This is a genomic window from Ampullimonas aquatilis, from assembly GCF_049675895.1.
Lineage (GTDB): Bacteria > Pseudomonadota > Gammaproteobacteria > Burkholderiales > Burkholderiaceae_D > Ampullimonas > Ampullimonas aquatilis.
This window is the reverse complement of sequence record NZ_CP183834.1, coordinates 258,929-275,771: the sequence shown is the minus strand read 5'-3', so window position 1 is coordinate 275,771 and position 16,843 is coordinate 258,929. Positions and strand designations below refer to the sequence as shown.

Here is a 16,843-nt window from a genome sequence, read left to right as displayed (position 1 = left end):
CAAAGACCTTAACCGGGCTTGCGGCATTATTTCAATGCGCCAAAAACCTTGCTGATGGCAGCACTGCCAGCCCCTACCGGGTCTTGGCGAATCGCTTTTTCTTCTTCACCAATCATAGTGTACAAACCTTCCAGCGCCTGCTTGGAGACATAACCTTCAATCGAAGCATCTTTGCCCTTGAGCAGATTCTGTGGCACTTTGGCAGCCAGCTCGTTGTACTTTTGCGCCACGCCCACTTTACTCATTGACTGCTTGGCAATGGGCAAAAATTTCTGGCCCAACGGCTCGCTGGTTTTCTTGCGAAAGAAATCGGTAACTGATGTTTCACCACCCGCCAAAATTCCTTTGGCATCTTCCACGCTCATGGTTTTAATCGCATTGAGCAAAAGATTCTTGGCTTCCGGCACTGCAGCTTCAGCAGCATGGTTCATGGCTTCGACCAGTTCATCGGCCTTGCCTCCCAAACCGGTCATTTTCAACAGCCCCTTGGCTTTGGCCAGTGGCCCCGGCAAATCGATCTTGACCTTGGGGTTATTCAAAAAACCACCGGGCACGCCCAATTTTGCAATGGCTGCTTCTGAACCTTTTTCCAATGCGGCTTTCAAACCACCAGTGGCTTCCTGATTAGTCAAATCTCCCAATGACAGGGCCAAAACGGGATTACTCATCAGCAGGCTGGCGAGCAGACCATAACCAGTCACACTTATAATGTCTCTGCGGCTTATGCTCATTATTTTTTCTCCTTTTGTGTTTGGGTTACCCATGTCAGCAACCTCCAGCGATTCTAAGTCTTTTCCAAGAGTCATATTGTCAATCATTATTGGCTTGGTCATCCTTGCTGCGGGCTGGTTTGGCTATCAACAGGCCACCGCTGCCAAACCGGCGCCGGATGCCACCTTTACGCTGCTCAATCGTGACGTGGTGAAACTCTCATCACTGCGCGGCAAAGTCGTCATGGTCAATTTCTGGGCGACCAGCTGCTCCACCTGTGTGGCCGAAATGCCCAAGATGGTCGAGACCTATCAGCGTTATCAGGATAAAGGACTGGAGTTTGTGGCAGTTGCCATGAGCTATGACCCACCGATGTATGTGAGCAATTTTGCCGAAACCCGCAAGCTGCCTTTTAAAGTGGCGCTCGATACCGCAGGCGACGCTGCACGCCTGTTTGATAAGGTGGAAATGACCCCAACCACCTTTGTCATCAACAAACAGGGCCAGATCGTCAAGCGTTATCTGGGTGAACCCAACTTTGCCGAACTCTCCAAACTACTGGATAGCACCTTGGCAGAGGCCAGCTAATTCAGACCAGCCAACCACTCATCCAGCCACAGCTTACCTTCATCCCAATCACCCAGATTGCTTTGGCTGTTGATATGCCCAAGCGCACCGGCATCAATCAACCTGGCTGACCAGGCCTGACAAAATTGTTGAGCACGTTCCAGACGGCAATAAGGATCATTGCCACTGGCAACGGCACAAGCAGGAAACGGCAAACGTGTCAAAGGAATCGGGCTGAAATGCTGGATCGCAGCAGGAGCATCGACCCGCTCCACATCGGCCGGTGCCACCAGATAAGCAGCCTTCACCAGATTGGCCGCGGCACCGCCCAAACGGCTGGCCCAGTGCACCAAGGTAATACAACCCAGGCTATGCGCCACCACCACGAGCGGTTGCTCGGTTGACTGATGCACTCGGCGAATCGTGTCATCCAGTGTGGCAACCCAATCAGCCATCACGGGCGACTCCCAATCAGCCTGCTCTACCCGCACGGTATTGGCATAGCGTGCTTGCCAACGCGTCTGCCAATGTGCTGGGCCAGAGTTTTGATAGCCGGGTATAACGATGAATAGCGGTATTTTGTTCATTAGGAAGCAATTGCGGACAAAGTTGGCTTGAGCAATAGAGAATGATTGATTATCGTCTGTTTGCTGGTCGAGGAGAGCAATAGGGCCAGCAAGACACGAGCCACAGATTATCTTCCGTATGAACATGCTGCTGCTGTCCGGTCAGCCCATCACAAGATGGGACACCATGGACAATTAAGCTGGTCATGCCTTTGATGACTGATGACTCATATATAAAACAAGTGAATCATCACTCAATAACAAAATGAATAGCATGATCAATCTGCTGGCAGCCCCATGCCTGGCTTTTTTGACAATGCGCAGCAAGCGTATGGTCAAATTGCGCGCGCTCACGATTGATGACCATTCATCGTGTTCGTCATAATGAATCTATTTTCTTCCTTACTTGACCCCATTGAACGCCTGACCAGCTCAATCAGAAAAGCCCATACCTGGTATTTGCGCAAGCTGCATCCTTATTACGCCGAAGAACCGCAAGCCAGTCAGTTTCGCAGCAAACAACTGCAAGCCGTACTGCTCATCACGCCTTTGACGTTGATTGCCAATCTGCTCAATGTGGGCATTGTGGTGAGCAGCTTTTTCCACTCGGGCAAAAATCTCTGGCTGTTCATATGGGCTGGCCTGGTTTTGTGGGCGGCATCACGCAGCCTGAAAGACTGGTTCAGCCTGCATCGCAAACAATATCCGCAGCAAGTGCCTGAAGCGGCCATGACTCGCACGATTCATCATGCCATGCTGCTCGCTCTGCTGTGGGCCATCATCCCGGTCGTGCTGTTTTCTCGCGATGACCCTGACAGTCACCTGATTATCACGGCCATCATCACCGGCATGATTGGCGCTGGCGCTTTTGCATTGACCAGCATTCCCCGCGCTGCGATTGCGCATGTGCTCATTCTGGGTTTGGGCTGGGAAATCGCCATGCTGATTCAACCCGGCAAAACCAACTGGGAACTGGCTTTGCTGCTGCTCATTTATGCGGGTGTCATCATCAGCACGGTGATCAGCACCGCGCGCAACTTCGGCGCCAACCTGATTGCCCAGGCCGAGATTGAAAAACAAAAGGAAGTGATCAATCTGCTGCTCAACGACTTTGAAGAAAACGCCAGTGACTGGCTGTGGGAAACCGACAAGTTTGGCAAGCTGCGCCATGTTTCCAATCGGCTGGCCGAATCATTTGCGGTATCGGCCGATGAACTGGTCGGCGAGTACATGGTCAATCTGATTGAATCCACCTGCTCGCGCCACACGCCCGAAGAAACCGAGAACCTGGAAAAACTGCACGAGTTTTTGCGTGGCCTCACACCGTTTCGTGATCACGTCATCAATGTCATGGTGGCGGGTGAGCCGCGCTGGTGGGCACTCACCGGTAAACCGCTGCTCAATACGCACGGTCAGCTCACTGGCTGGCGCGGGGTGGGTTCCGATATTACCCATGGTCATCGGACGCGTATTGAAATGAGCCGACTGGCCAATTTTGATGGCCTCACCGGGCTGGCCAATCGTTACCAGTTCCGCTCGCAACTCGACATGATTGCACCGATTGCCGACCAACCCGGTAAACCGTGTGCACTGCTGTATCTGGATCTGGACAACTTTAAAACCGCCAATGATCTGTATGGTCATGATGTGGGCGATCAGCTGCTCAAGATCGTCGCGCAACGTCTGCAAAGCCGGATTCGTCGGGGTGATTTACTGGCGCGTTTGGGCGGTGATGAATTTGCGCTGATCAGCTGGCATAGCACCACGCCTGACATGGTGGCCGATCTGGCCAATCGCTTGATAATGGCCTTGCGCGAGCCAGTCGTCATCAACGGGCAAACTGTACCGGTTGGTACCAGCATTGGCATTGCCCTCGCTCCTGTGCATGGCCATCATCCTGAAAAACTGGTCAAGAGCGCAGACATGGCGCTCTACGCCGCCAAAGAAGCCGGCCGCAATACCTACGCCTTTTTTACCGCAGCCATGGACAAGCAGGCGCAGCATCGTCTCAATATTCAACGCGACCTGGCCGTGGCAATCGAGCAGCAACAATTTGAACCGCACTATCAGCCACTGATCCGCTTGCGCACCGGAAAAGTGGTGGGCTTTGAAACACTCCTGCGCTGGCGTCACCCGACGCGCGGCATGATCCAGCCCGCCGAATTTATTCCGATTGCCGAAGAGACTGGCCAGATTGTGGCCATTGGTAATTGGGTGTTGCGCCAAGCCTGCTGGCAAGCGATGACCTGGCCGAGTGAGCAGCGCGTCGCGGTCAATATTTCAACCATTCAGTTCAGTTCACCCAAACTGGTCGACGATGTGCGTGAAATTCTGCAGGAAAGCCGCTTGCCACCACATCGGCTCGAACTGGAAATTACCGAATCCATTTTGATTCAGGATAGTCAGGCCGCGCGCACCACGCTCAATGCGCTGCGTCAGCTGGGCGTGCGGATTTCGCTGGATGACTTTGGTACCGGCTATTCATCGCTGGCTTATCTGCGCAGCTTTCCGCTCGACAAGCTCAAGATCGACCGTTCATTCATCTCGGCGCTGGGTCGCGATAACGATGCCAAAGCGATTGTGCAGGCCATCATCCGCCTGGCCGAAGCCTTGCGTCTGGACACTGTGGCCGAAGGAATTGAACAGCAGGAACAGATTGATATTCTGCGCGCCATGGGTTGCACCGATGTGCAGGGTTTTTTGCTGGCCCGCCCCATGCCATCCCGCACCATTCCGGCCTATTTGCGTACCACCTAGGCACTCATTCAAAATTATACTCCCAGTAGGTATTTTTTAAGACTGTTAAATAACGCACTTGAGGGAGATCAAATAACCCATACTCCCTAAAAAATACCTACTAGAGACATTTTTTAGGGCCTGATTCAATGACTCAGATTAAGCTTTGCTACGCAAGGCCGCTTCTTCTTTTTCGATCCACAGTTTGAGTTTTTCAACGTGTTCGGTTTCTTCGGCCACAAACTCCTTGGCGACCTTGCGGATTTCTGCATCAGTGGTTGTGCCGGCAATGGCGTAATAAAACTCAAAGCCACGACGCTCGCCCTGCAGGGCAAACTTCAATGCGCCCAGGCGGGACAAAGCCGCATCGCCAGCCCACAAGGTCGTTTTTTCTGGCGTTTGCATTTCGGGCCAGGCCGAACTGGAAGGCAGCGTGACCACAGCGTCATACTTGGCACACTTGGCTTTGGCTTCGTCCAGATGCATGCGTGAATAGCCACCCAACTGGGCAAACAATTCGGCAACATCCTGATTGCCACAAGCGGCCATCGCCGTGCTCAATTTTTCAAAGTGAATCGCCGCATCTTCTTCCACCTTCACCGCATAGCTGAGGAACTGATCGAGCGTTTTGATTTCCACGCCACCTTTATAAACAGCCGCCGCAATCGACAGGGTTGGGCCTTTTTTAGGTGCGGTTTCATCTCCCACAAAGGCAATGAAAGTATCTTCATTGCGCACAAAATATTGGCAAGCCAAACGATAGCGCGGCGGCATGTCGTTGACTTCGGCATCCATGATTTCTTCTTTTGTGATCTTGCCCAATTGCTTGAGCATTTCCTTTTCTTTTTCGGTCAGGGCAATACCGTACCGCACGCCATGATTCAAATGCTTGACTTCCACAAGGCATGAACCGCATTCGCCGTCCTGACAGTCAAAGGGGATGGGAATATGATGCTCTTTGGCCAGCGCCAAAAGCGTACCGCGATCGCCAGCGACGGCGTAAACCGTAATATCGCGCGGCATGAGTGGAGATGAAAAAGTAACATTTGCCATGATCTAACTTCCTTATTAGTGAGAGGAAGTCACAAGATAGCATCAAGCACATCAATAAATATTTGTTTTAAATCAATAATTTAGGATAATTTTTGTGTAGCATTTTATTGTTGGCAAACCATCATTTTGTCGCCTTAAAAACAAATAATCAGACAAAAAAAGAGGTGCAAGTTAATTAATCACTTTAACTTGTGCTGCTAGCAAAAAAATTTAGCAGAGGCATCGCCAAGCTATTAAAGGCCGAGCGGCCGTTATGACAAATTTGGCAGCAATTTATTGGTTCATTTGGTCTTGATATTGCCCTGTAAGTTTCTCTTGAAGGCAATCAGCCACGAGTGGCCGCTTGTCAAATCGATCCGACCTACTCTATAGAAAATACTCATGGAAACTGTTGAAGAATTTTTGGCTTACTCCATCAAACTCGAAGAAGAAGCCGCTCTGCGTTTTGACCAACTGGCCGACGCCATGACCTCCAGTGGCAATGGTGCAGTGGGCAAACTGTTTCGCCGTCTGGCGCAATATTCACGCATGCATCTCAACGATGCGCGCGCCCGTTCCGGCTTTCGTGACATTCCCCACATCAAGGCCAATGAGTTTGACTGGCCCGATATTGAAAGCCCCGAAACTGCGGCCATTTGGGCGGCGGATCCGTTCATAGGCCGCGAGCAAGCACTCCAGGTTGCACTGGATGCCGAAAGCGCCAGCCTGGCCTATTACCGCAATATTCTGGAGTCCACGCAAGATCCCGAAATTCGCACCTTTGCCAAAGAGTTTGTCGAAGAAGAAACCCAGCACGTGGCCGAACTGGAACGCTGGCTGGCGCTGCATTTGGGCGGCAAGCCACTCCCGGTGGATCAATAGGCAGCTCCTGAATCCATCCGCCGCCGCAGACAAATCACTCTCAAAATATACTGACAGGGTGTAAAAAATAAATCCTATATAAATAGCACTTGAAGCATAGTAAATTTACCTATACTCCAACGAAAAACGCCCTTAAAGGGCGTTTTTCGTTAGGCCATGTTGATGCCCGAATCAACGCATCAACAGCTCAAGCAAAGCCTATCACGCTACCTGGCTTAATGCTTAGCGGTACTGACCACAGGCGCCATTTTGGTTTTGACGGCTGCGGGTAACTCTTTGGCAGCCAGCACCTGTACTTGCGGCACCAGCTTGTTGACGGCATTTAAGAACGCACCGGCAATCATCTTGCCTTCGTTGGTATTGCCCCAGCCCATGCCGCCAGCGCCGCCCGTCTTGCCGATGGCCAAACCACCCAATCCCAGGTCGGTCGCCTTGGCAGAACCTTCGGCCGAACCCAGTTGCTCGGTGGTTTCGTTGTCGGTCAAAAACAGCACGACTTGGGCTTCCTTAAACTTGACCTGCTCGGCCAGCCCAACAAACTTGCTGAGAAACGGGATCATGCCCATGATGCCGCCAATCGAGCCACCCGCATCTTTTTCGGAAAACACCAGATTGGGCGTGAGCGCGTATTGCGCCTCAATCACCTGACGTTTTTTGATGGTGGTGTTTTCACGCGTCAAGCCACCCTCGGACAATTCTTTTTCCTGAATCGTGGTTTTCAAACCGGCATTGCGATCCACCACCCTGAAGCAGCCGGTTTGCTGCATCAGCAAACGCAGCAAAGGTACGGGCGATTCGGGCAGGTTGTACCTGGAAATATAGGGGCCATAACCAGCCGGATTTTCCACCAATGCCACCGTGGCAATTGGTGCATCACATTTTTGCAGGCTGGCCGCCTCGCCCTGCGTACCGGCGCTACCGGCTGAGCCCGTTACCGGTGACGCGCCCAGGTTTTCTTCAATTTTTTTACAACCAGACAGCGTACTCAACGCCAGCAGCCCCGCCAAACCCAGCGCAGCCGCGCGACGTGTTAATAACCAGCCAGCGTGTTGTGGCATATGCATTGACCTCTCCCTTGTTTTATTTGATTACGACATTTGCCGCGATTCTAAGCGAACGCAGTGTCTCATGGCGTGGTTGACGCATTGCGCTGGCATCGGTCAGACAGCTCAGATAAATTCAGCCTTCATTTGATGCAGATCGGCCACACTTAGCATGGTTGCAACTTATTGCGCCGCACAACAATTTATAATAAATAGACAGCATAAGATTAGCTGTGTCAATAAGGGGATAAGATTAATCCCTATCCAAATCGAAAGGACGTCAAGATGAAGACTATTAAACCAACCACTCGCCTGAGCGCAATGCTGTTAACTGCTGCATTGAGCGCCTTACCGATCGCCAATGCCGCTGCCAATTCTGTTACTGAGCAACTCAAAACCTGGGATGCCGACAACGACAACACACTGGACTTGGCTGAAGTGAGCAAATTAGTTGAAGCACGCTTTGATGCACTCGACACCGACAAAGACGGCACACTGGATAAAGCTGAAGCCAAGGCCATCAAAATTGGCAAAGGTAAATTCGTCAAGGCCGACCCGGACAAGGACGGTACACTCGACAAAAAAGAAGTCGTCAGCATAGCTGAAAGCTACTTCAAGGCTGCCGATCCTGACAAGGATGGCACCGTATCAGCCAAGGAACTCTCCAGCAAAGCTGGTAAAGCCTTGGTTGCCTTGTTCTGATTGAAATATTGAATATCAGCAAAAGTTAGCGATCAAAGCAAAAAGGGCATGCGCAGGCATGCCCTTTTTTATTGAAAATCTACTCGTTAAAGCAGTTAAGTTATCTGCCTCATCATCAAACAAAGCGATATTAATCTACGCGTTGTGCCGCCACAATCACCATCTCCACCCGCCAATCCGGATGCGCCAATTGCGCCTGTACCGTCGCACGTGGAGGTGCCGCAGCCGGTGCCACCCAGGCATCCCACACCGCATTCATTCCCGCATAATCATCCATGCTGGCCAGATAGATTGTCGCCTGCAAAATACAAGCCTTGTCACTGCCGGCCTCGGCCAGCAAACGATCAACATGTTCCAGCACCTCAGCAGTCTGCTCGGCAATATAACCATTAGGATTGCGCTCAGCAATCTGCCCGGCCAGATAAACCGTACCATTGTGAATGGCGACTTCGGAAAAACGTTGGCCAACATGGTGACGAGTAATGATCAGTTTGTTCATGGTGATATTTAATTTTCAGATGTAAGAATTAGACAAGATAACAAGAGGAATCAATAAAGATAAATTTTGATAAAGCAATCTCCATGAGAAATCAATTTTATTGATGAATGAGTCTGCATCAATAAAAATTTGTTGAGGAATTCCATCCCATGGAACCTATCAATCAATGAGGTTTAATGTCTTTTCCAGTTCTCTTCATAACATAAGCCATCCACCAACTCATAAAGAATTGTCTGCCCAGAATTTTTTCATCATTTTTCTCTGACAACTGAAATCCTTTGTTTAATGAGTCTTATTTTGGAAGCCCCCATGTGATAGCGCTTGACGCTCGTCTACTTTCTTGTAGGCTGCCCGAGCTGATCGCGTGTTACCCAATCAAATTTTCATCCAAGAAATCAACTGAAGCTTACCATTGGTTTACACATTAATCGGCATGACTATGCTTCATCAGCTGCAATTACCCGTCCGCCCAACCCAACTAGTTTCCATAAACACCGATTATTTCATGATCAGCATGAACTAACTCAGCTATGCTCCGCAGCACCAATGTTAAAAATATTCTTCACGAAAAAATCGACACATCATCGTCATGAACAAATCCAGTCAGCCAGAACCTATCAGCTATATCGAGAGACTATCAAACAATGTGGATCAGTACATTGAATCAGTGATTGATTATCCGGATGTGCGCCTCAACGAATTTCTGGCTTTACAGTCATATGCCAATTTGAATAGCCCACAAAGATTGCTGGAAGTACCTGCCGAAGGCAAGATGCTGGAACTGCTTTACCCAATGGCAAACATTGATCGGGCAGATTTTCTTAAATTGCATTTAAGCAATTATGCTGAAAATGTCATGCTGACCAATTGGGATCTGGATGGTATTGCAGCTGATACCTACGATGCCTTGCTGGCCGTCGTACCATTTCATCATGCCAATGCAAAAGAAAAGCAGTGCTATGTGACAGGTGCCTGGCAAGCATTAAAACCTGGCGGCGTGTTGGCAATTGCCGAAGTAGCTGAAGATTCCCCAGAACATCATTTTCTGGATGGTTTCATCAACGCTCATACCGCATCAGGACACTGTGGCGCCTATCCTACCCAAGCATTTACCCAAGTTTTGCTAAATCATGGGTTTACTGACGTAAGTACCACCATGCTGGCTTGCCCGTGGATTTTCCATTCAGAAGCTGAGCTGCATACTTATTTGACCAGACTTTTTGGGTTGACAGCAATGAGTGTTGAGACACTCATTGCTGCACTGGATATCTGTCCAGGTCTTCAACGCAAGGATGGACGAATTGTCATGAGCTGGTCATTGCGTTATTTCCGAGGTGTCAAACATGCACACGGCATCTGATTCCTGGCTCAGACAATTCAGAACCACGCTCATTGCTGGCATTCAATTATTGAACGAAGATGGCTGGCTATATGAACGACTGTTTTTGTCTTACCATTATTTATTTTTCATACATCGCCACAAAAGAATTCCCAAAGCCAAACAACAACGCTTCAACGATTATCATTTCTTTCGAAAAATCAATGGTACATTGCGTGACCCACTTAAACGGCACGTCACCGACAAAGAGCATGGCAAGCAATTTGTCAGCGATCATGTCGGCACTGGTCGCACTATGCCCACGCTGGCCATACTACAAAATCATGCAGAGATAGACGCTTACCTGCCGAGTGAGTTTCCCGTTGTCATCAAACCGACGCACTCTTCAAACCGCATTTGTTTTATTCATCAGACACAAGACTATTTGACCGCACTGCCAAAATTGCATCAATGGTTGGAGCATGATTTTTTTCTACATGAGCTGGAACATAACTATGCCGGACTGGAAAAAAAACTCATTGTCGAACCCTATTTAGATAACGCCTTTTATCTAGAAGGTTCCATTCATTGTCGTCAAGGTTCAGCGCGCATCATTTCAGTCATTGATCGCTTTGATAAGGAAAAACGACGCGAATCTTTTGATCAACATTGGCAAGCATTGCATGTTGCCCTTGGACAACCCTATCAGGAATTGCATCTGCCATCACCACCATTTCTTGAGCAACTTTTAAAAGAAGCCGAATTGCTCGCCCAGAATTTTGATTTTGTGCGGGTGGACTTTTATGCGTCCAAAACAGATTTCATCTTTGGTGAGCTGACCAATCTCCCCGGTGGTGGACTGGCTCGTTTCAGTTCAGAAGAAGGAGAGCAGCGCTTCAATAAGGCGTTTTTTGACAATGATCAAAGTTTGAAGCCTTGATCATCCAACCAAAATTTTTATAGAATCAATAGTAAAGCCAGCTGCATCAAACCAAAAAGCGCAACGCCATCTTCTGCTTTGAATAAAGTGAACAATGGCGTTATGCTACCAAGTTACTCAATAAAATTGATCATTCATTATTTTCTTAGATCCATTAAATACGCTTTTCTTTGATAGATTCATCCGCCGCATGAGCCTGTTGATCCGCATGGTATGACGATCTGACCATGGCACCGACTGCGGCATGTTCAAAGCCCATCTTGTAGGCCTCATCTTCAAACATCTTGAAGGTGTCGGGGTGAACATAGCGACGCACAGGCAGGTGCTCGGACGAAGGCATGAGATATTGGCCCAGGGTCAGCATATCAACATGGTGGGCACGCAGGTCGCGCATGACTTGCAAAATTTCTTCGTCGGTTTCACCCAAGCCAACCATGATGCCTGACTTGGTCGGGACATTGGGATGCAGTTCTTTAAAGCGCTTGAGCAGGTTCAGCGAATATTCGTAGTCGGAGCCGGGGCGGGCTTCTTTATATAAACGTGGCACCGTTTCCAGGTTGTGGTTCATCACATCGGGTGGCGCGGCCTTGAGAATTTCAAGCGCCCGATCCATACGACCACGAAAGTCCGGCGTGAGAATTTCAATCCGTGTCATGGGTGACAGCTCACGCGTCTTGCGGATGCAATCGACAAAGTGCTGGGCACCGCCATCACGCAAATCATCCCGGTCAACGCTGGTGATCACCACATAGTTGAGCTTGAGTGCAGCGATGGTCTTGGCCAGGTTGTCTGGCTCGTTCACATCCAGCGGATCAGGGCGGCCATGTCCAACATCGCAGAATGGGCAACGACGGGTGCACTTATCACCCATGATCATGAAGGTCGCCGTGCCCTTGCCAAAGCATTCGCCAATATTGGGACAGGAAGCTTCTTCGCAAACAGTATGCAGATTATGTTCACGCAAAATCTGTTTGATTTCAGTAAAGCGACCCGTTGCTGAACCCGCGCGTACGCGAATCCAGTCGGGCTTGGCGAGCTTTTCGGCCGGAATAATCTTGATGGGAATGCGGGCCGTTTTGCTGCCCCCCTTTTGCTTGGCAGTCGGGTCGTAGTGAGGTGCAGCGCTCTCGGTAACGGCGGGCTTGGAATCCATGGTCTCGGACTTTCTATATAGCGATTAGCGTATTTTTTACTGATTGATTGGCCTATTGTAAGGACTTGCTGGACTCACCGTATGATCTGACTCAGAGCCTGGCACAGAATCAAACATCGCGGCTGACACAACTTGTCCGTATCAGATACCATCTCTGCAATTTTCATGCAGGCTTTTCAATGAATTCAATCAACCGTGCAGCCAGCGTGTTCGCCACATTCTGCCAACTGGCAGTGCAGCCTAAGGTGGCCATATCCACTGTGCGTAATCCCTCATATCCGCAAGGGTTGATGAGATCAAACGGCGACAGATCCATCGCCACATTGAGGCTCACGCCGTGATAGCTGCAACCCTGTCGGATTTTTAAGCCCAGGGCGGCAATTTTGGCGCCCTGCAAGGCTTTGGGGGCAGTTTCGTCCAAATACAGGCCGGGTGCACCCTCTTTACGTTCGGCCGCAATGACATAGTCACGCAGGGTTTGCAGGGTAGCTGCTTCGATCTTCCAGACCAGCTCGCGCACCAGTAAACCATGGCGACGCAAATCAAGCAGCAGATAAGCCACCACCTGACCAGGGCCGTGATAAGTGATCTGGCCGCCACGATCCACCTTGACCAATGGAATGTCGCTGACCTGAAGCAAATGTTCCATCTTGCCAGCCAAACCAAGCGTAAAAACCGGTGGATGTTCCACCAGCCAGATTTCATCTGTGGTCTCAGCAGTACGTGCCGCAGTAAAGGCTTTCATGGCCTCAAAGGTGGCGCTGTAGTCGGCCAGACCGAGTTGTTTGACCACAATTGCCGAGGAAGCCATGCGAATAGAAATGATTTTGCTGACTAAAGCGCCATGGACACCATCGGATGCGCAGTCAGCGCCCGATAGATGTCATCAAGCTGCACCCGACTGGTAGCGGTGATGGTGAAGGTAAGCGACAAATAGTTGCCCGCTTTGGATGGCCGCATTTCAACAGTAGCGGGATCAAAAGTCGGATCAAAGCTCAGAATCAGCTCGGTCATGGTTTGAGCAAAATCGGGATGTGTTTTGCCCATGACCTTGATGGGGAAGGCCGAAGGAAATTCGATCAGACTTTCTTCAGGTGGAATCGGCTCCAGGGTCATGATGCTCTCCTCATGCGCTTTCCAATCAATTGGCTTATTTGAACCACAAGCGGATCGTGTCCCACAGACGACCAAAGAAACCAGCAGTTTCGACTGTTTCCAAAGCCACAACGGGACGCTCGGCAAAGGGTTTGCCATCCACTTCCACCCGCAACACACCTACCTGATCACCCTGTTGTAATGGTGCGAGCAAAGGCTGGGTGCGATCCAGCGTCGCCTTGACGCTATCCGCCTGACCTTTGGGTACCGACAGATACAGGTCTTCTTTCAGACCAATCTTGATATTGGACAGTTTACCCTTCCAGACTTCGGGCGTACCCAATACCTGATTTTTTTCGTAAACACGCACGTCATCAAAAGCGCTGAAACCAAAGTTGAGCAGCTTTTGGGATTCCACCGCACGGGCAGCATCGGAGGTGGTACCCAATACGACGGACAACAAACGACGCTGTACATTGGGCACATTGGGCAGTGGTCGATGGGCTGAAGAAATCAGGCAAAAACCGGCTGCATCGGTATGACCGGTTTTCACGCCATCTACCGTAGGATCCATAAACAACAAGCGGTTGCGGTTGGGCTGCTTGATATTGTTGTAGGTAAATTCCTTGATGGAATAGAGGCCGTACTGCTCGGGGAAATCAGTAATCAGGCGGATCACCAGTTTGGCCAGATCATTGGCCGTGCTGTAATGACTGGGGTCTGGCAAGCCGGTTGAATTTTTAAAGTTGGTATTGTTCATACCCATGCTTTTGGCCTCACGATTCATCAGCTCGGCAAAGGCAGCTTCGCTACCACCAATCAGTTCGGCCAGGGCAATCGAGGCATCGTTACCAGACTGGATAATCATGCCATGCAGCAAGTCGTCCACCGAAACCGGTTTGGCAATATCAATGAACATGCGCGAGCCTTCTGGCTTGTAGGCATTTTTGGATGGCGTGATCATTTGATCAAGCGTGATCTTTTTTTCTTTCAGCGCGCTGAAAGAAAGATAGGCTGTCATCAGCTTGGTCAGCGAAGCAGGCTCGACACGCATATCAGGCTCTTGCGAGGTGAGCGTCTGACCGCTGTTCATATCAATCAATAACCAGGCCTTGGCAGCCACGGCAGGGGCCGCAACCTGCGCCTGCGCGCTTGGCAGTGCCAGCGCAAAGGTCAGGGATGCAGCAGAAACAAAAGAGACGATTTTTTTCAACATGGTTCCGTTAGAGAGAGTACCCAAGCCTATTTGGCCCAGGCATTGATAATGAGTTGTTTGACAAGCGGTAGCTTGCGATGAAAAAAGTGATCCGCACCGGGAATCACAATCATGGGCAGCTCTTGCGGGCGCGCCCAGTCATACACGCTTTGAATCGGTACGGTGTCGTCGAGTTCGCCATGAATCACAATGGTATCAGCCGGTACAGTGGCCACTTCCCAGCGACTGGCGGCCGTGCCCACCATCACCAGACGTTCGGCCGCACGGCCTTGCTCAACGAGGGTTTGCGCCACATGCGAGATCACAAAACTGCCAAAGGAAAAACCACCCAACGCCAAGGGCGGCGGTTGGGTGACGCATTGCCCGGCATAGTTTGCTTGCAGCCAGTCAATCACGACCAATAGATCAGCGCGCTCGCCAATCCCGTGATCATGCGCACCTTCGGTCTTGCCGACACCGCGAAAGTTGGCGCGAATGGTAATGTAGCCCAGTTGCACAAAAGCACGCGCCAGCGTTTGTGCCACCTTGTTATCCATCGTACCGCCAAACAGTGGATGCGGATGCGCAACCAAAGCCAGTCCACGGGCAGGCAAGGCTTCGGACATATCAATGGCGACTTCAATTTTGCCGACAGGACCGTCGATCAGTTGTTTTTGAGTATGGATATTCATGCAGTGCTACTTAAACCTTGAGACGCTCGACCGGCTTACCCTGGATCAGGTGGGATTCAAGAATTTCGTCAATATCGCTATTATCTACATAGGTGTACCAGGTACCTTCTGGATAGACCACCATAACCGGGCCAAGTTCGCAACGATCCAGGCAACCGGCCTTATTGACGCGAATTTGACCAGCACCCGATAAACCTTTGTTCTTGACCGCTTTTTTCATGTGATCAAAAGCTTCTTTGGCGCCCAGATTGGCACAGCAGGCTTCGCCTTCGGAGCGTTGGTTCAAACAGAAAAAAACGTGATGTTTGAAATAGGAATCCTGGCTCATGATCGGTAACACCTGTGGAGGGCAAAACGGGATTATACGTGGAGAAACTGCCAACTTGTTGCCATTGGCTTGTCATGCCGACAAGTGTAAAAAGAGTATACAAAAATTGCCCCTGGAAAGCTTATTCCAAGCACTTAAAGGGGTTTTAAGTCTTTATACCCCTATGCAGTATATGCAATTTGTCGACGCGTTTATCCAGATTGACCAGCAAACAAAGCACTGCCAGATAAGGCCATAGCATGGACACCCATAAAGCCAGCTGGTTGAAATGAATCAACTTGCCTTGATGCCAGGCATCAATCATGGCTTCATAAAATGGATTGGGTGGCATCAGATTACAGAGCAGCAATTGCAGCAGCAGACCCAGCCAAGCCCAAAAACGGCGCTGCCTTGGGCCGGCAATACAGGCCACAAAAGCCAGTGTGATACCCATCAAAATACCCGCCATGGCACCGGGCGTTGCCCAACCCAGCATGTCGGCAAAGGAAAACTGAGAGGTCACAACCAGGCACTTGAGCAGGATCGTCGCGCTGAGCGCCACACCAATCAATAGTCGTGCCGGTGCGCGAGGCTTGGCCAGACACATGCAAAACATGGCGGCACCAAAGATGGCGCTGGTGGTCACGGCAAATTCGCCAAGCCGATGCAGATCAGCATGATTGGGCGTACTGTCTTGCAGCCAGTGCGACAGATCCAGCCAGCTCAACACTTCACGCATCGTCCCTTCAGCTTGTTGCTTGCCCGTAATGGACTGATAAAGCGCCAACAAGATTTCACCCAGCACACCACCATTGCCAAACAGATAGGCTTGCGGATAGAGCTGCGCAAAAGGCCAGATCAGGGCAATGGTCAGATGCATGCTGTGGCCCGGCTCAAACCAGCTCAGACGCAAGCGACGCAGCCAACCGCGATCAATCAGCTTACTGGCGAGTGGCAAAGCCAGTGAAGCACCCACCAGCGTACCGGCAATATTGGTCAGCAAATCAATATTGGATGAAGTGCGCGTGGGCAAAAAAGTCTGCAGCGCTTCCATGCTGCCCGAGACCAATGTCCCCAACAGGGTCGCACTCAATAAGGCCCAGAGTCCACGAGGCCGTGGATACATGGCCAGCACCAGTAAAAAGCCAAAAGGTACATAACCCAAAATATTGATCACGAAATCAAACTTGTAGAGATGCCAATTGATGGGCGCAAAAACATAGGCCCATACCGGTGTACCGTCATCGCTCCAGCCCGACATCGGGTACAGGCTGGCATAGGCAATGATGACCAACAGCACCAAGGCCATGGCAACCGCCAATGGCGAGCGATGGCGTTGCCAGCTTTTGCTTTCTGCCTGATATGTCATGTGAAGTAATGCCCAAATAACCAGGCCGCATTGTGC

The 16,843-nt window shown here is 50.4% G+C and carries 18 protein-coding genes; 6 read left to right on the top strand and 12 right to left on the bottom strand.

From position 1 onward, the window contains the following. Positions 1-26: 26 nt before the first annotated feature. Positions 27-731: a DUF4197 domain-containing protein gene (locus ACMYR3_RS01265; protein WP_424193755.1), complete on the bottom strand. Its 705-nt coding sequence runs from the start codon at positions 729-731 to the stop codon at positions 27-29. A 31-nt stretch (positions 732-762) separates the two neighbouring features. Between ACMYR3_RS01265 and ACMYR3_RS01260 the strand changes: the two genes are divergently transcribed. After that, positions 763-1,299: a peroxiredoxin family protein gene (locus ACMYR3_RS01260; protein ID WP_424193753.1), complete on the top strand. Its 537-nt coding sequence runs from the start codon at positions 763-765 to the stop codon at positions 1,297-1,299. Here the strand turns inward: ACMYR3_RS01260 and ACMYR3_RS01255 are convergent. Continuing rightward, on the bottom strand, positions 1,296-1,865 hold the full coding sequence (locus tag ACMYR3_RS01255) for an RBBP9/YdeN family alpha/beta hydrolase (RefSeq protein WP_424193751.1): 570 nt from the start codon (positions 1,863-1,865) through the stop codon (positions 1,296-1,298). The genes ACMYR3_RS01260 and ACMYR3_RS01255 overlap by 4 nt on opposite strands. Positions 1,866-2,228: 363 nt before the next feature. Between ACMYR3_RS01255 and ACMYR3_RS01250 the strand changes: the two genes are divergently transcribed. Continuing rightward, positions 2,229-4,601, top strand: coding sequence for a putative bifunctional diguanylate cyclase/phosphodiesterase (locus ACMYR3_RS01250; protein ID WP_424193749.1), 2,373 nt, complete (start codon positions 2,229-2,231; stop codon positions 4,599-4,601). 138 nt (positions 4,602-4,739) lie between these two features. Here ACMYR3_RS01250 and ACMYR3_RS01245 read toward each other — a convergent pair whose 3' ends face one another. Continuing rightward, positions 4,740-5,633, bottom strand: a complete 894-nt coding sequence (locus tag ACMYR3_RS01245) for a 2Fe-2S iron-sulfur cluster-binding protein (RefSeq protein ID WP_424193747.1) — start codon at positions 5,631-5,633, stop codon at positions 4,740-4,742. 381 nt (positions 5,634-6,014) lie between these two features. Between ACMYR3_RS01245 and ACMYR3_RS01240 the strand changes: the two genes are divergently transcribed. Then, entirely contained in the window at positions 6,015-6,494 is a 480-nt protein-coding gene (locus ACMYR3_RS01240) for a ferritin-like domain-containing protein (RefSeq protein WP_424193745.1), read from the top strand. Positions 6,495-6,709: 215 nt separating this feature from the next. On the opposite strand, the gene ACMYR3_RS01235 is transcribed toward ACMYR3_RS01240, so the two are convergent. Next, on the bottom strand, positions 6,710-7,558 hold the full coding sequence (locus ACMYR3_RS01235; protein WP_424193743.1) for a CsgG/HfaB family protein: 849 nt from the start codon (positions 7,556-7,558) through the stop codon (positions 6,710-6,712). Positions 7,559-7,822: 264 nt separating this feature from the next. Between ACMYR3_RS01235 and ACMYR3_RS01230 the strand changes: the two genes are divergently transcribed. After that, positions 7,823-8,239: a hypothetical protein gene (locus tag ACMYR3_RS01230; RefSeq protein ID WP_424193741.1), complete on the top strand. Its 417-nt coding sequence runs from the start codon at positions 7,823-7,825 to the stop codon at positions 8,237-8,239. A 130-nt stretch (positions 8,240-8,369) separates the two neighbouring features. Here ACMYR3_RS01230 and ACMYR3_RS01225 read toward each other — a convergent pair whose 3' ends face one another. Beyond that, positions 8,370-8,729, bottom strand: coding sequence for a RidA family protein (locus ACMYR3_RS01225; RefSeq protein WP_424196296.1), 360 nt, complete (start codon positions 8,727-8,729; stop codon positions 8,370-8,372). A gap of 598 nt (positions 8,730-9,327) precedes the next feature. Here ACMYR3_RS01225 and ACMYR3_RS01220 point away from each other — a divergent pair. Both ACMYR3_RS01220 and ACMYR3_RS01215 read left to right on the top strand, forming a co-directional pair. Further along, the gene (locus ACMYR3_RS01220; RefSeq protein WP_424193740.1) at positions 9,328-10,098 is read left to right on the top strand and encodes a hypothetical protein; all 771 of its coding nucleotides are present in this window, start codon (positions 9,328-9,330) and stop codon (positions 10,096-10,098) included. Further along, positions 10,082-10,996, top strand: coding sequence for an ATP-grasp fold amidoligase family protein (locus ACMYR3_RS01215; RefSeq protein WP_424193738.1), 915 nt, complete (start codon positions 10,082-10,084; stop codon positions 10,994-10,996). Before ACMYR3_RS01220 ends, ACMYR3_RS01215 begins: the two co-directional genes overlap by 17 nt. 154 nt (positions 10,997-11,150) lie before the next feature. Here the strand turns inward: ACMYR3_RS01215 and lipA are convergent, their stop codons facing one another. The 7 genes from lipA to ACMYR3_RS01180 form a co-directional block, all read right to left on the bottom strand. Next, a complete protein-coding gene (gene lipA / locus ACMYR3_RS01210) occupies positions 11,151-12,149 on the bottom strand; it encodes a lipoyl synthase (protein ID WP_424193736.1) in 999 nt (332 codons plus the stop codon). A 163-nt stretch (positions 12,150-12,312) separates the two neighbouring features. After that, entirely contained in the window at positions 12,313-12,960 is a 648-nt protein-coding gene (gene lipB, locus ACMYR3_RS01205; protein WP_424193734.1) for a lipoyl(octanoyl) transferase LipB, read from the bottom strand. Positions 12,961-12,983: 23 nt separating this feature from the next. After that, on the bottom strand, positions 12,984-13,259 hold the full coding sequence (locus ACMYR3_RS01200; protein ID WP_424196295.1) for a DUF493 family protein: 276 nt from the start codon (positions 13,257-13,259) through the stop codon (positions 12,984-12,986). A 40-nt stretch (positions 13,260-13,299) separates the two neighbouring features. After that, positions 13,300-14,460 carry a D-alanyl-D-alanine carboxypeptidase family protein gene (locus ACMYR3_RS01195; protein WP_424193732.1) on the bottom strand — a complete coding sequence of 387 codons (1,161 nt, stop codon included), beginning with the start codon at positions 14,458-14,460 and terminating at the stop codon, positions 13,300-13,302. Between the two features lie 26 nt (positions 14,461-14,486). Beyond that, positions 14,487-15,131, bottom strand: a complete 645-nt coding sequence (locus ACMYR3_RS01190) for an alpha/beta hydrolase (protein ID WP_424193730.1) — start codon at positions 15,129-15,131, stop codon at positions 14,487-14,489. Positions 15,132-15,141: 10 nt separating this feature from the next. Beyond that, positions 15,142-15,459 (bottom strand): (2Fe-2S) ferredoxin domain-containing protein, encoded by a 318-nt coding sequence (locus ACMYR3_RS01185; RefSeq protein ID WP_424193728.1) that lies wholly within the window; start codon positions 15,457-15,459, stop codon positions 15,142-15,144. A gap of 145 nt (positions 15,460-15,604) precedes the next feature. Beyond that, complete coding sequence (locus tag ACMYR3_RS01180) at positions 15,605-16,807, bottom strand: VanZ family protein (protein ID WP_424193726.1); 1,203 nt, start codon at positions 16,805-16,807, stop codon at positions 15,605-15,607. Positions 16,808-16,843 lie beyond the last annotated feature (36 nt).